At 40.7% G+C, this 15,450-nt stretch carries 14 protein-coding genes; 7 read left to right on the forward strand and 7 right to left on the reverse strand.

The genetic code is table 11. The features are described from left to right. Positions 1–69: 69 nt before the first annotated feature. Genes NMM17_RS06555 through NMM17_RS06575 form a run of 5 tightly spaced genes read right to left on the reverse strand, consistent with a single transcriptional unit; the run spans position 70 to position 2,237 of the window. Entirely contained in the window at positions 70–546 is a 477-nt protein-coding gene (locus NMM17_RS06555) for a glutathione peroxidase (protein WP_254754082.1), read from the reverse strand. Next, entirely contained in the window at positions 543–1,121 is a 579-nt protein-coding gene (locus tag NMM17_RS06560; RefSeq protein WP_020902168.1) for a DUF3278 domain-containing protein, read from the reverse strand. The genes NMM17_RS06555 and NMM17_RS06560 overlap by 4 nt, the downstream gene beginning before the upstream one ends. Positions 1,122–1,147: 26 nt before the next feature. Then, positions 1,148–1,474, reverse strand: a complete 327-nt coding sequence (locus NMM17_RS06565) for a hypothetical protein (protein ID WP_020902169.1) — start codon at positions 1,472–1,474, stop codon at positions 1,148–1,150. A gap of 10 nt (positions 1,475–1,484) precedes the next feature. Next, entirely contained in the window at positions 1,485–2,027 is a 543-nt protein-coding gene (locus NMM17_RS06570; protein WP_020902170.1) for a DUF3278 domain-containing protein, read from the reverse strand. Positions 2,028–2,042: 15 nt separating this feature from the next. Next, positions 2,043–2,237 (reverse strand): helix-turn-helix transcriptional regulator, encoded by a 195-nt coding sequence (locus NMM17_RS06575; protein ID WP_001082472.1) that lies wholly within the window; start codon positions 2,235–2,237, stop codon positions 2,043–2,045. 166 nt (positions 2,238–2,403) lie between these two features. On the opposite strand from NMM17_RS06575, the gene rsmH reads away from it, so the two are divergent. The 5 genes from rsmH to NMM17_RS06600 all read left to right on the forward strand — a co-directional run bounded on the left by rsmH (position 2,404) and on the right by NMM17_RS06600 (position 9,359). Then, positions 2,404–3,354 (forward strand): 16S rRNA (cytosine(1402)-N(4))-methyltransferase RsmH, encoded by a 951-nt coding sequence (rsmH, locus tag NMM17_RS06580; RefSeq protein ID WP_254754083.1) that lies wholly within the window; start codon positions 2,404–2,406, stop codon positions 3,352–3,354. A gap of 9 nt (positions 3,355–3,363) precedes the next feature. Further along, complete coding sequence (ftsL, locus tag NMM17_RS06585) at positions 3,364–3,681, forward strand: cell division protein FtsL (RefSeq protein WP_020902171.1); 318 nt, start codon at positions 3,364–3,366, stop codon at positions 3,679–3,681. A gap of 3 nt (positions 3,682–3,684) precedes the next feature. Beyond that, the gene (pbp2X, locus tag NMM17_RS06590) at positions 3,685–5,937 is read left to right on the forward strand and encodes a penicillin-binding protein PBP2X (RefSeq protein WP_254754084.1); all 2,253 of its coding nucleotides are present in this window, start codon (positions 3,685–3,687) and stop codon (positions 5,935–5,937) included. 1 nt (position 5,938) lies between these two features. After that, entirely contained in the window at positions 5,939–6,919 is a 981-nt protein-coding gene (mraY, locus tag NMM17_RS06595) for a phospho-N-acetylmuramoyl-pentapeptide-transferase (protein WP_000470817.1), read from the forward strand. Positions 6,920–7,253: 334 nt separating this feature from the next. Further along, positions 7,254–9,359 (forward strand): ATP-dependent Clp protease ATP-binding subunit, encoded by a 2,106-nt coding sequence (locus NMM17_RS06600; protein WP_084861574.1) that lies wholly within the window; start codon positions 7,254–7,256, stop codon positions 9,357–9,359. A 60-nt stretch (positions 9,360–9,419) separates the two neighbouring features. On the opposite strand, the gene NMM17_RS06605 is transcribed toward NMM17_RS06600, so the two are convergent. Further along, positions 9,420–9,902, reverse strand: a complete 483-nt coding sequence (locus tag NMM17_RS06605; RefSeq protein WP_000032547.1) for an S-ribosylhomocysteine lyase — start codon at positions 9,900–9,902, stop codon at positions 9,420–9,422. Between the two features lie 94 nt (positions 9,903–9,996). Next, positions 9,997–11,481, reverse strand: a complete 1,485-nt coding sequence (locus NMM17_RS06610) for a DUF1846 domain-containing protein (RefSeq protein ID WP_254754085.1) — start codon at positions 11,479–11,481, stop codon at positions 9,997–9,999. 152 nt (positions 11,482–11,633) lie between these two features. Between NMM17_RS06610 and NMM17_RS06615 the strand changes: the two genes are divergently transcribed. Further along, the gene (locus NMM17_RS06615) at positions 11,634–13,241 is read left to right on the forward strand and encodes an alpha-glucosidase (protein ID WP_254754086.1); all 1,608 of its coding nucleotides are present in this window, start codon (positions 11,634–11,636) and stop codon (positions 13,239–13,241) included. Between the two features lie 195 nt (positions 13,242–13,436). Next, positions 13,437–15,395, forward strand: a complete 1,959-nt coding sequence (locus tag NMM17_RS06620) for a peptide ABC transporter substrate-binding protein (protein WP_254754087.1) — start codon at positions 13,437–13,439, stop codon at positions 15,393–15,395. Positions 15,396–15,450 lie beyond the last annotated feature (55 nt).

The raw sequence follows: 15,450 nt of genomic DNA on the forward strand, positions 1-15,450 counted from the left end.
GTCAAAGCCAATCAAAAAATCTCACTATTCATTAGGCTGAAGGAGACCTAATCATAGTGAGATTGTGAATTATAGTAGATTTTGTATGGTCTCTTCAATTTGTTTAGGGTCTGTTTTTGAAGAGAAGCGTTCAAAGACCTGCCCATCACGACCGATGAGAAACTTAGCGAAATTCCATTCGATTCGTTTTCCTAGTGGGCCAGATTTCTGGTCTTTCAACCAAACATAGAGGGGATCTGCTTCCTTACCGTTGACCTTAATCTTGGCAAAACGTGGGAAGCTGGTTTGATAATGTAGGCTACAGAAGGCGTTGATTTCCTCTGCGCTGCCTGGTGCTTGTCCCATAAACTGGTTGCAAGGGAAGTCTAAAATCTCAAAACCTTGTTCTTGATAGCGATCATAGAGTTCTTGAAGTCCTTGGTACTGGGGCGTTAAACCACATCCAGTAGCAGTATTGACAATCAAGAGAACTTTCCCACGATAGGCATCTAGGGAAATCGTTTGGTTATCTTGGCTCAATACTGAAAAATCGTATAGTGAAGTCATTGCTTGCTTTTCTCCTTCTGTTTGGTATTTTTAGGAGTTTTCTCCTCCTGTAGTGATAGAAATCCGTAGGTCAGGGTTCCAAAAATGCTACCGATAATGAGGCCATACATCAGGAAAGGACCACTTTTATCGAATTGCATGAGCAACTTCACAAAATCTGAAAGGGGCATCTGCTGAACGAAGACTTTATGAAAGATGAGTAAGGTAAAGAGGCCAATCTGAATACCGATAAACACAATCCAGCTTCGGAATTTGATTTGGGCTTTGCTGTAGGTTTTGAGAATGATTTCTGATTTGTCATCCTTTTCAAGATGAAGCTCTTGGACGGCTTTTTGAGCTTTTATACTCATGAACAAAATGAGTCCAAAATAGATGTAGGGCATAACATTTCGAACAATTTCTATAAAGCTTCCGAACAAAATATAGAACAGGAAGAGAATGAAGGAAGAGTAAAAGATTTGGATCATGGAACGGGCGCAAGCCTTGTAGATAACCTCTTGACGGCATTCATCAAAAGGGCCTTGGATATGAAAGAAATTTCGAAGTAGGCGAGTGGTTAAGTCTTCTTTTTTCATGGGTGATTTCTCCTAAATGAACGATGCTATTTTGTTTCTTTTACGAATTGATAGAGATAATAAAGATAAGTAATAGAAGAAAGGATAGCGATAGTTAGCAGTATATAATATTTCCAATTGCTTGAAATGAGCGTCAGTTGTGGTAAGGATAGAATCATAAAGATTAGTGCTAAGTTGAGTATGCGCGTTTTTTGGGAGTCGATTTTTAGATAAGTCAATCCTTTGTTGAGTGCTGGAACAAAGACTGGAAGGAGGACTATATCGTAGATTGGCAAGTTCCCTGAAACGATGATGAAGATGAGCAGAGAACTGAACAAAAGATGATAGATAAGTAAAGTTACTAGTGATTTCATAGGGCACCTCCTAATCCTCATCTTGATCTTTCTTAGTTTTTGCAATGCGACGGGAGATGAGGAACTGTATACTCGCTCCGAAGAAGATAGAACCGAGAATGCTTGATACACCATTTCTTATAGTGAGAAGAGAATTAAAATAGTCCGGACTTTCACCTATGAGTATATGGAGAAGAGGAGTTATAAAAAACATCCATAGACCAAAGAACAAACCTGCTTTCAGACCTGGGTGGTGTAGTTGCTTACTTTCTTTCTCATTCAGCATATCTGGATCAATAGCTGTAATCCCTGTTTTTTTCATTTGGTAGGTGACATAGCCAGCAGCGATGAGGGCAATCACTAAAATTAGAGGAGGATAGATTAGAGCCACTTCTTGAGGGTATTTATAGGCCAGAAGGAGTGGAATAAGATTTCCGAAAATCATCAGATAAAAAAGAACGATAAAGACTTGGTTCCCAATACGATCGGCCTCACGCCGTTTGTATTCGTCAAGGGGACCAGAAATGCCGTATGTGCGTTTGATGAGTTTTTCAGTGAAGGTTTCTTTTTTCATAAGTTGGCTCCTTTTTTAAAAATCTTCCTCCCAAAAGAGACTGTTGAGGTCAGTTTGGAGGCTGCGGGCGAGATTGAGACAAAGTTCCAGGGTTGGGTTGTACTTGTCGTTTTCAATCATATTGATGGTTTGTCTCGAGACACCGATATCCTTGGCGAGTTCGAGCTGGGAAATGCCCAGTTCCTTGCGAAATTCTTTCACACGATTCATATGTTCTCCTTTCTGATTTGTGTCGTATATATTTGACTATATTATATTCTTCTATAGAGCGAATGTCAAGCATATTTGACATATTTCTTAAAGAAATCTTACTTGTTTTTGACCTATTTGTCTGACTAGTGCAAGCTAGTCGGATTTGTGGTAAAATAGATAAGATATGACAAAAGAATTTCATCATGTAACGGTCTTACTCCACGAAACGGTTGATATGCTAGACGTAAAGCCTGACGGTATCTACGTTGATGCGACTTTGGGTGGAGCGGGCCATAGCGAATATTTATTAAGTAAATTAAGTGAAAAAGGCCATCTCTATGCCTTTGACCAAGACCAGAATGCCATTGATAATGCGCAAAAACGCTTGGCACCCTATATCGAAAAAGGGATGGTAACCTTTATCAAGGATAATTTCCGTCATTTACAGGCACGTTTGCGCGAAGCTGGTGTTCAGGAAATTGATGGAATTTGTTATGACTTGGGAGTGTCTAGTCCTCAGTTGGACCAGCGGGAGCGTGGTTTTTCTTATAAGAAGGATGCGCCACTGGACATGCGCATGAATCAGGAAGCTAGTCTAACAGCCTATGAAGTGGTAAACCACTATGACTATCATGACTTGGTTCGTATTTTCTTCAAGTATGGCGAGGACAAGTTCTCTAAACAGATTGCGCGTAAGATTGAACAAGCACGTGCAGTCAAGCCAATCGAGACAACGACTGAGTTGGCAGAAATTATCAAGTCGGCCAAACCTGCTAAGGAACTCAAGAAGAAGGGGCATCCTGCCAAGCAGATTTTCCAGGCTATTCGAATTGAAGTCAATGATGAACTGGGAGCGGCAGATGAATCTATCCAGCAGGCTATGGACATGTTGGCTCTAGATGGTAGAATTTCAGTGATTACCTTTCATTCCTTGGAAGACCGCTTGACCAAGCAATTGTTCAAGGAAGCTTCAACAGTGGAAGTTCCTAAAGGTTTGCCTTTCATCCCAGATGATCTCAAGCCCAAGATGGAATTGGTATCCCGTAAGCCAATCTTGCCAAGTGTGGAAGAGTTAGAAGCCAATAACCGCTCGCATTCAGCTAAGTTGCGCGTGGCCAGAAAAATTCACAAGTAAGAGGAAAAAATGGTAGATAAAAAAGAAACAACCAGTCAATTCTTGCAGAGTCGTATCAAAAAATTCTCCCGTGTGGAGAAGGCTTTTTATCTTTCCATCGCTTTTACGGCTCTCGTCTTAGCAGTGAGCATTATCTTTATGCAAACACGACTTTTGCAAGTGCAAAGTGATTTGACAAAAATCAATGCGCAGATAGAGGAAAAGAAAACAGAGCTGGACGATGCCAAGCAGGAAGTGAATGAATTGATTCGTTCAGAGCGCTTGAAAGAGATTGCAGATAAAAAAGATTTGAAATTGAATAACGAAAATATCCGAACAGCGGAGTAAGATATGAAATGGACAGAAAAAATAACCCGATTTGCGCTAAAAAATCGTAAATCTCCAGCAGAAAACCGTAGAATAGTCGGCAAGTACATCAGTTTGTTAGCTGTCGTACTTTTCGCTATCTTTTTGGCTAATTTTGCGTATATTATAGCAAAAGGTAATATATTTGGTACTGACTTGGTTAAAGAGGCTAAAAAGGTTCACCAAACAACCCGAACAGTTCCTGCCAAACGTGGGACTATCTATGACCGAAATGGAGTGCCAATCGCTGAAGATGCGACCTCTTATAACGTCTATGCTGTTATTGATAAAAAATACAAGTCAGCAACTGGAAAAATTCTTTATGTAGAGGATTCGCAGTTTAATAAGGTAGCTGAAGTCTTCCATAAGTATTTGGATATGGATGAAGCTTATGTGAAAGAGCAACTAGCTCAACCAAATCTGACCCAAGTTTCCTTTGGAGCAAAAGGAAATGGGATTACCTATGCCAATATGATGGCTATTAAAAAAGACTTGAAAGATGCTAGTGTAGAAGGGATTGACTTCACAACTAGCCCTAACAGAAGCTATCCAAATGGACAATTTGCTTCTAGTTTTATTGGCTTAGCCCAACTCCATGAAAATGAGGATGGCAGTAAGAGTTTGTTAGGAACTTCTGGTTTGGAGAGTTCTTTAAATACCATTCTTGCTGGGACAGACGGTATTATTACCTATGAAAAAGATCGAGTAGGAAATATTGTACCCGGTACAGAACAGGTATCGCAACAAACTGTAGATGGCAAGGATGTTTATACAACATTGTCTAGCCCGCTCCAATCTTTCATGGAAACTCAGATGGATGCCTTTCTACAAAAAGTAAAAGGTAAGTATATGACCGCGACCTTGGTCAGTGCAAAGACCGGTGAAATCCTTGCTACCACTCAACGACCTACCTTTAATGCAGATACTAAAGAAGGAATCACTGAGGACTTTGTTTGGCGTGATATTCTTTATCAAAGTAACTACGAACCAGGATCAACCATGAAGGTCATGACGCTAGCAGCATCTATTGATAATAACACTTTCCCAGGTGGAGAATACTTCAATAGCAGTGAATTAAAAATAGCGGATGCGACGATTCGAGATTGGGACGTTAATGAAGGTTTAACCGGCGGTGGTATGATGACATTTTCTCAAGGGTTTGCTCACTCAAGTAATATTGGGATGACACTGCTTGAGCAGAAAATGGGTGATGCTACTTGGTTAGATTATCTAAACCGCTTTAAATTTGGGGTTCCAACTCGTTTTGGTTTGACAGATGAATACGCTGGCCAACTTCCAGCTGACAATATTGTCAATATCGCTCAGAGTTCATTTGGACAAGGGATTTCAGTAACTCAAACACAAATGATTCGTGCCTTTACAGCCATTGCCAATGATGGCGTCATGCTGGAGCCTAAATTTATTACGGCCTTGTATGATCCAAATGATCAAACCGTTCGTAGATCTCAAAAAGAAATTGTAGGGAATCCAGTTTCGAAAGATGCAGCTAGCCAAACTCGTACTCACATGGTCTTGGTAGGAACGGATCCTAGATATGGAACTATGTATAATCATAGTACAGGAAAAGCAACTGTCAATGTTCCAGGTCAAAATGTAGCCCTCAAGTCTGGTACAGCCGAAATCGCTGACGAGAAAAATGGAGGCTACTTGGTTGGTTCTACCAACAACATTTTCTCGGTTGTGGCTATGAACCCTGCTGAAAATCCTGACTTTATCTTGTATGTAACAGTTCAACAACCTGAACATTATTCAGGTATCCAGTTAGGGGAATTTGCCAATCCAATCTTGGAGCGGGCTTCAGCTATGAAAGAATCTCTCAATCTTCAATCTCCAGCCAAGAATTTAGATAAAGTTACGACAGAATCTTCTTATGCAATGCCTAGCATCAAGGATATTTCACCTGGTGAGTTGGCGGAAGCCTTACGCCGAAATATTGTGCAACCAATCGTTGTAGGTACTGGAACAAAGATTAAAGAATCATCTGTAGAAGAAGGGACCAATCTTGCACCAAACCAACAAGTTCTCCTTTTATCGGATAAGGTAGAAGAAATTCCAGACATGTATGGCTGGAAAAAAGAGACTGCTGAAACCTTTGCTAAATGGTTGGATATTGAGCTGGAATTTGAAGGGTCAGGTTCTGTTGTACAGAAGCAAGATGTTCGGACTAATACAGCTATCAAAAACATTAAAAAAATTAAATTAACTTTAGGAGACTAATATGTTTATTTCCATCAGTGCTGGAATTGTGACATTTTTACTAACTTTAGTAGGAATTCCGGCCTTTATCCAATTTTATAGAAAGGCGCAAATTACAGGCCAGCAGATGCATGAGGATGTCAAACAGCACCAGGCAAAAGCTGGGACTCCTACAATGGGAGGTTTGGTTTTCTTAATTGCTTCTGTTTTAGTTGCTTTCTTTTTCGCCCTATTTAGTAATCAACTCAGCAATAATGTTGGTATGATTTTATTTATCTTGGTTCTCTATGGTTTAATCGGATTTTTAGATGACTTCCTCAAGGTCTTCCGTAAAATCAATGAGGGCCTTAATCCCAAACAGAAATTGGCTCTTCAGCTTCTAGGTGGTGTCATTTTCTACCTTTTCTATGAGCGTGGTGGCGATATGCTTTCTGTCTTTGGCTACCAAGTGCATCTAGGGATTTTCTATATTGTCTTCGCTCTTTTCTGGCTAGTCGGTTTTTCAAACGCAGTAAACTTGACAGACGGTATTGACGGTTTAGCTAGCATTTCCGTTGTGATTAGTTTGTCTGCCTATGGAGTTATTGCCTATGTGCAAGGTCAGATGGATATCCTTCTAGTGATTCTTGCCATGATTGGTGGTTTGCTTGGTTTCTTTGTCTTTAACCATAAGCCTGCTAAGGTCTTTATGGGAGATGTGGGAAGTTTGGCTCTCGGTGGAATGCTGGCAGCTATTTCAATGGCTCTCCACCAAGAATGGACTCTCTTGATTATCGGAATTATTTATGTCTTTGAAACAACTTCGGTCATGATGCAAGTCGGCTATTTCAAAATGACTGGTGGAAAACGTATTTTCCGTATGACGCCTGTGCATCACCATTTTGAACTTGGAGGATTGTCTGGTAAAGGAAATCCTTGGAGCGAGTGGAAGGTTGACTTCTTCTTTTGGGGAGTGGGGCTTCTAGCAAGTCTCCTGACCCTAGCAATTTTGTATTTGATGTAAGAATGGCACCCTGATGTTTCAGGGTGTTTTTGCTTTTTAAAAAATATTGGTCAATTAAAGTCAAATTCCTTGACCTTTTTTGACTAATGTAGTATATTATGAACGTAAGGTAAATGAAAGCCTTACTAGAACACTTATTTAAAGTAAAATAGAAAGAGGTGGGGTCTATGTTTAATCTAGAAATCTTTAGAAGTAAAGATAGTCTACTCCTGCTTGAAAAAGAAAAACCAGAAATAGTACGTAGAGTAGCGATTTAGCTAGTCTAAATTTTTTAAAGAAAAAGTCAAAGATAGTCAATATCAGTAATAATAAATAACAAAAAGAGGTAAAGAATATGAACAACAACTTTAATAATTTTAACAACATGGATGATTTATTTAACCAATTGATGGGTGGTATGCGTGGATATAGTTCAGAAAACCGTCGTTACTTGATTAACGGCCGTGAAGTAACGCCTGAAGAGTTCGCTCACTATCGTGCAACTGGTCAATTGCCAGGAAATGCAGAAGCTGATGGACAAATGAAACAACAGTCTTCAGGTATGAAACAAGACGGTGTCCTTGCAAAACTAGGTCGAAACTTGACTGCAGAAGCACGTGAAGGTAAGTTAGATCCGGTTATTGGACGTAATAAAGAAATCCAAGAAACTTCTGAAATTCTTTCTCGTCGCACAAAGAATAATCCAGTTCTCGTCGGTGATGCTGGTGTTGGTAAAACTGCAGTAGTAGAAGGATTGGCCCAAGCTATCGTGAACGGCGACGTTCCTGCAGCAATCAAGAACAAAGAGATCATTTCTATTGATATTTCTGGACTTGAAGCTGGTACTCAATACCGTGGTAGCTTTGAAGAAAACATTCAAAACTTGGTAAACGAAGTCAAAGAAGCTGGAAATATTATCCTCTTCTTCGACGAAATTCACCAAATTCTTGGTGCTGGTAGCACAGGTGATGGTCAAGGATCTAAAGGTCTTGCTGATATCTTGAAACCAGCTCTTTCACGTGGAGAATTGACAGTGATTGGCGCAACTACTCAAGATGAATACCGTAATACTATCTTGAAAAATGCAGCCCTTGCTCGTCGTTTCAACGAAGTGAAGGTTAATGCTCCATCAGCAGAGGATACTTTTAAAATCCTTCAAGGAATTCGTGATCTCTATCAACAACACCACAATGTTATTTTGCCAGATGAAGTCTTAAAAGCTGCCGTTGATTATTCTGTTCAGTATATTCCTCAACGTAGCTTGCCAGATAAGGCTATCGACCTTGTCGATGTTACGGCGGCTCACTTGGCAGCTCAGCATCCAGTAACAGATGTTCATGCTGTTGAACGTGAAATTGAGGTAGAAAAAGACAAGCAAGAAAAAGCAGTTGAGGCAGAAGATTTTGAAGCAGCTCTAAACTATAAAACACGCATTGCAGAATTGGAAAAGAAAATCGAAAACCATACAGAAGATATGAAAGTGACTGCAAGTGTCAACGATGTGGCTGAATCTGTAGAACGTATGACGGGTATTCCAGTATCTCAAATGGGGGCTACGGACATCGAACGTTTGAAAGATATGGGTCATCGTTTGCAGACGAAAGTTATTGGTCAAGATAAGGCCGTTGAAGCAGTAGCAAAAGCTATCCGTCGTAACCGTGCTGGTTTTGATGAAGGTAACCGTCCAATCGGTAGCTTCCTCTTTGTAGGTCCTACTGGTGTCGGTAAGACTGAGTTGGCTAAACAATTGGCTCTTGATATGTTCGGAACGAAAGATGCTATCATCCGTTTGGACATGTCAGAATACAGCGACCGCACAGCCGTATCTAAATTGATTGGTACAACTGCAGGTTATGTTGGTTACGATGACAACAACAATACCTTGACAGAACGCGTCCGTCGCAATCCATACTCAATCGTCCTTCTCGACGAAATTGAAAAGGCTGACCCTCAAGTCATCACCCTTCTCCTTCAAGTTTTGGACGATGGTCGTTTGACAGATGGTCAAGGTAACACTGTCAACTTCAAGAATACGGTGATTATCGCAACTTCAAACGCAGGCTTTGGTTACGAAGCTAACTTGACAGAAGATGCTGATAAACCAGAATTGATGGATCGTTTGAAACCTTACTTCCGTCCAGAATTCCTTAACCGTTTCAATGCTGTCATCGAATTCTCACACTTGAGCAAAGAAGATCTTTCTAAGATTGTAGACCTTATGTTGGTTGAAGTTAACAAGACGCTTTCTAAGAAAGACATTGACTTGGCAGTGAGCGAAGCTGCTAAAGAATACATGACTGAGGAAGGCTACGATGAAGTCATGGGTGTTCGTCCACTCCGTCGTGTGGTTGAACAACAAATCCGTGACAAAGTCACAGATTTCCACTTGGATAACCTTGATGCTAAACACCTAGAAGCTGATATGGAAGATGGTGTTTTGGTCATTCGTGAAAAAGCCTAAGACAGAATTTTGAGCATAAAAAAGAAGGAGCCAGCTGAAAAACTGGTTCCTTTTTTGTGTTTAGATGACATGGCGTTCAAAGGCATCATCTGAAATCCCTTGTTCCAAGATGAGCTTTGCCCATTCTTTAGCAGAAAAGAGGCTGTGATCCTTGTAGTTTCCGCAAGATTCGATGGTTGTTCCAGGGACATCTTCCCAAGTGGTAGTTTCAGCGATTTCTTTCAGCGAATCCTTGATAACTGCTGCAATCTCAGCGCTAGTATGACGTCCCCACATAATCATGTGGAAGCCTGTACGGCACCCAAATGGTGAACAGTCAATCATGCCGTCAATGCGGGTACGGATGAGTTTTGCCAAGAGGTGCTCGATAGTGTGAAGGCCAGCAGTAGGGATAGAGTCTTCATTGGGTTGCACTAAGCGAATATCATAATTGGAGATGATGTCTCCCTTTGGCCCTGTTTCTTCCCCAATCAAGCGAACATAAGGTGCTTTAACAATGGTGTGGTCAAGTTCAAAACTTTCAACAATAACTTCTTTTGACATGGTAAATCCTTTCAGTTTTCTTCTTTCATTATAACATAAAGCCGGCTCTTGAGTCAGAGAGAAAACCTCTCCGAGGCTGGAGAGGTTGAAATCTTTATTTACGATACAAGCGGTCGTATTGGTAGTAAGGGTCAAAGGTTACATTGATACCCAATTTGCGAAGGACATTCTTGTCTTCATCGGTTAAGATGATGGTTGAGTGGGCTTCGCTTCCTTTGAGGTTGCCAAGTTCTTCCATGGCATGCGCAGCGTCAGGATTTTCCGTAGCTGTGATAGCAAGTGCAATCAAGATTTCATTTGAATGCAGGCGTGGATTGCGACTACCTAGATGATCGATTTTAAGACCTTGGATCGGTTTGACGACTTCAGGCTCGATGAGTTTTACTTCATTGGCAATGTTAGCTGATTTCTTGATAGCGTTAATCAAGGCAGCGGCTGTAGGGCCAAAGAGCTCTGAGTTCTTACCTGTGACAATTTCTCCGCTTGGCAATTCAAGGGCTAGGGCTGGTCCGCCAGTTTCTTCTGCTTTTTGACGCGCAGCAACAGCAACCTTACGGTCTGCAGGTGTGATGCCGAGGTCATTCATAAGCAACTCGATTTTCTTGACAGCAGCTTCGCCAACTTTTTCGGCTTTAAAATCAAGAACAGTTTGATAGTAACGGCGGATGATTTCTTGTTTAGAAGCTTCGACAGCAGCTTCATCATCTGCAATAGCGAAACCAACCATGTTGACACCCATATCTGTCGGAGAAGCGTATGGAGATTTACCAAGGATACGTTCTAACATGCGCTTGAGCACTGGGAAGATTTCGATATCACGGTTGTAGTTGACAGTGGTTTCTCCGTAGGTTTGGAGATGGAAAGGGTCAATCATGTTGACATCATCAAGGTCAGCTGTAGCAGCCTCGTAGGCCAAATTGACTGGGTGATGAAGGGGAAGATTCCAAACTGGGAAGGTTTCAAATTTAGCGTAGCCAGACTTGATACCATTGATTTGGTCGTGATACATATTGGACATACAAGTTGCTAATTTTCCAGAACCAGGTCCAGGAGCGGTTACGACGATCAAGTTGCGACTGGTTTTGATGTAGTCATTTTTTCCCATGCCTTCTGGAGAAATGATGTGATCCATATCCGTCGGATATCCTTTGATTGGATAATGAAGATAAGAATCAATTCCGTTTTTCTCAAGTTGGTTGCGGAAGGCATCTGCAGCTGGTTGACCAGCGTACTGTGTGATGACAACGGAGCCAACAAAAATTCCCAATTCATTGAATTTGTCAATCAGACGAAGAACTTCTTGGTCATAAGAAATGCCCAAGTCACCACGTGCTTTGGAATGTTCGATGTTGTTAGCATTAATGGCAATTACAACCTCGACTTGCTCTTTCAATTCTTGCAAGAGCTTGATTTTGTTGTCAGGCTCATAACCAGGAAGGACACGAGCAGCGTGGAAATCTTCTAACATTTTGCCACCAAACTCTAAGTAGAGCTTGCCGTCAAATTGGTTAATGCGCTCCAAAATGTGGTCGCGCTGTAGATTCAAATATTGTTCAGAACTAAAAGCTTGTTTTTTCATTTTTTTACCTCTGACCTCTATTATAATAAAAAATTGGAAGTTAGGAAACTATGGAGTTAAAAAAGGAATTAAAAAGATTAGGCAAACGCTTGCACAAAACTCTAAAAAGCGCTATCATAGACTACAGATTATTAAAATAATGAGGTAAGAAGATGCAAGAAAAATGGTGGCACAATGCCGTAGTCTATCAAGTTTATCCTAAGAGCTTTATGGATAGCAACGGAGATGGAATTGGCGATTTGACAGGAATTACCAATAAGTTAGACTATCTAGCCAAGTTAGGAATTACAGCGATTTGGCTTTCTCCCGTTTATGATAGTCCGATGGATGATAATGGCTATGATATTGCTGATTATCAAGCGATTGCGGCTATTTTCGGGACCATGGAGGATATGGACCAACTGATCGCAGAAGCTAAGAAACGTGATATTCGTATCATCATGGACTTAGTGGTCAATCATACTTCAGATGAGCATGCTTGGTTTGTCGAGGCCTGTGAAAATCCTGATAGCCCTGAACGAGACTACTATATCTGGCGGGATGAACCCAACGATTTGGAGTCTATCTTTAGTGGGTCTGCTTGGGAGTACGATGAAAAGTCAGGTCAGTACTATCTCCACTTTTTCAGCAAGAAGCAACCTGATCTCAACTGGGAAAATGAAAAACTTCGTCAGAAAATTTATGAGATGATGAATTTCTGGATTGATAAAGGCATTGGTGGTTTCCGCATGGATGTCATTGACATGATTGGGAAAATTCCTGACGAGAAAGTAGTCAATAATGGTCCCATGCTCCATCCCTATCTCAAGGAGATGAATCAGGCGACCTTTGGAGATAAGAATCTCTTGACAGTAGGAGAGACTTGGGGAGCAACGCCAGAGATTGCCAAGCTCTATTCTGATCCAAAGGGGCAAGAATTGTCTATGGTCTTCCATTTTGAACATATCGGTCTTCAGTATCAGGAAGGTCAGCCTAAATGGCACTATCAAAAAGAACTGAATATTGCTAAGTTAAAAGATATTTTCAACAAATGGCAGACAGAATTAGGAGTTGAGGAAGGCTGGAATTCGCTCTTCTGGAACAATCATGACCTCCCTCGTATTGTCTCAATCTGGGGAAATGACCAAGAATACCGTAAAAAATCTGCCAAAGCCTTTGCCATCTTACTTCATCTCATGAGAGGAACTCCTTATATCTACCAAGGTGAGGAGATTGGGATGACCAACTATCCGTTTGAAACGCTGGACCAAGTAGAAGATATTGAATCTCTGAACTATGCGCGTGAAGCTCTTGAAAAAGGTGTTCCGATGGAAGAAATCATGGACAGTATCCGTGTCATTGGACGTGATAATGCCCGTACCCCAATGCAATGGGACGAGAGCAAAAATGCTGGTTTCTCAACAGGTCAACCTTGGTTGGCAGTGAATCCAAACTATCCAACAATCAACGTTCAAGAAGCGCTGGCAAATCCAGAGTCTATTTTCTATACCTATCAGAAACTGGTTCAAATCCGTAAGGAGAATAGCTGGCTGATTCGAGCTGATTTTGAATTGCTTGATACGGCTGAAAAGGTATTTGCCTATATCCGTAAAGATGGGGACCGTCGTTTCCTAGTTGTGGCCAACTTATCCAATGAAGAGCAAGACTTGACCGTAGAAGGAAACGTCAAATCGGTCTTAATTGAAAACACCGTGGCTCAAGAAGTTTTTGAAAAACAAATCTTGGCTCCATGGGATGCTTTCTGTGTGGAATTACTATAAACATTTTTTACAGAAAAATCTAAAAATGAAATCGCATAAAAACAAGGGAGGACTGTATGAAAGACAGAAATCCTTTGTTTTTTTATGACTAAAGTTTATAAACTTTCATTCTAGAAATTCAATTAACTTTACAAATTCCCACTATTTTGGTAAAATAAACCTATGTTATAAAAACTAACATAAAGGAGAAAGAAGATGACTACAAAAAAGCGTATCCTTAGTGCAGGTCTGACTGTTGCAGCTGCCTTGCTGTTAACTGCTTGCGGACAATCAGGTTCAGATACAAAAACTTACTCATCAACCTTTAGTGGAAACCCAACTACATTTAACTACTTATTAGACTACTACGCTGATAATACAGTTATTATTACTAACCTAGTTGATGGTTTGCTTGAAAATGACAACCACGGAAACCTAGTTCCATCTTTGGCAGAGGACTGGTCTGTTTCAAGCGACGGTCTGACTTATACCTATAAACTGAGAAAAGATGCCAAATGGTTTACGGCTGACGGTGAAGAGTATGCCCCAGTCAAGGCACAAGATTTTGTGACAGGTATCAAATACGCAGTGGATAATAAATCCCAGGCCATTGACTTGATTCAAAACTCAATCAAGGGCTTGAATGATTATATTACAGGAGCGGATTCTGACTTTTCTAAGGTTGGAGTGAAAGCCATTGATGACCATACTGTTGAGTATACTTTGGCGCGCCCAGAACCTTACTGGAACTCAAAAACAACCAACAGTATTCTTTTCCCAGTGAATGAAGAGTTTCTAAACTCAAAAGGGAAAGATTTTGGTACCCTATCTCCAGATAGCATTCTCTACAGCGGACCTTATTTGTTAAAAGATTTCACATCAAAATCATCGATCGAGTATGTGAAAAATCCGCATTATTATGATCATGACAAAGTATCGATTGAACACGTAAAATTGGCCTATTTTGATGGTTCAGACCAAGAATTGACCATCCGTAACTTTGAAAGTGGAGCTTATTCAATCGCAGGTGTTTATCCAAATAGTTCTAACTTTGCTAAGACCAAGGAGAAATATAAGGATAATATCGTCTATAGCTTGCAGGACAAGACTTCTTGGTATTTCAATTTTAACGTCAACCGTAAGGCCTACAATCACACTGCTAAAACAACAGATGAGCAGAAGAAGTCAACTGAGACAGCTGTTTTGAACAAGAACTTCCGCCAAGCGGTGAACTTTGCCTTGGACCGCACAGCCTATTCTGCTCAGTCAAATGGGGAAGAAGCGGCTAGCAAGACCCTTCGTAACACCCTAGTACCTCCTACATTTGTCCAAGTTGGAGACAAGACTTTTGGAGAAGTAGTCGCTTCTAAATTGGTCAACTATGGCACAGAATGGTCAGGTATTAACTTGGCAGATGCTCAGGATGCCTATTTTAACAAAGAAAAAGCCCAAGCAAAATTTGCGGAAGCTAAAAAAGAATTGGCAAGTCAAGGTGTGACTTTCCCTATTCACTTGGATGTAGCTGTTGATCAAACAAGTAAAAATGCTGTGACAGGCATGAACTCAGTTAAGCAGACCCTTGAGTCAGTTTTAGGTGCTGATAACATTGTCATTGATGTTCAGCAACTTTCAACAGATGATTTTAATAACGTAGCCTTCTTAGCACCAACACCAGCTGATCGAGACTATGATTTGAGCTTTGATGGTTGGGTAGGTGACTATCAGGATCCATCAACTTATCTCAATCCTTTCAATGCAGAGGATGGATTCTACCTCAAGATTTTTGGTCTAGATGCTCAAGAAGATAAAGCTAAGATTGCTAGCTTGGGACTTGATACTTACACCAAGATGCTCAAAGATGCAGATAGTGAAAATAAAGATGTAGCCAAACGATATGAAAAATATGCTGAAGCACAGGCTTGGATGATTGACAATTCTCTGATTATGTCAGCCATGTCAAGTGGTGGTACAGCATCTGTAACCAAAGTAACGCCATTTACAAGAGGCTATTCACTGGTCGGCATTAAGGGTGATGGCAATAACTACAAGTACATGAAACTGCAAAAAGATACTGTGACAACCAAACAGTTTGAAGAAGCTAAGACCAAATGGGAGCAAGAAAGCAAAAAAGCAATCGAAAAAGCTCAAAAAGAAGCAGAAAATCATGTTAAATAGATGAACGAGGTTCCGTAAGGGACCTTGTTTTAATGTTTATATAGTAAATTTATTG

Origin of the sequence: Streptococcus sp. CF7_Ac1-12 (assembly GCF_024295905.1) — a bacterium.
Classification (GTDB): domain Bacteria; phylum Bacillota; class Bacilli; order Lactobacillales; family Streptococcaceae; genus Streptococcus; species Streptococcus mitis_AP.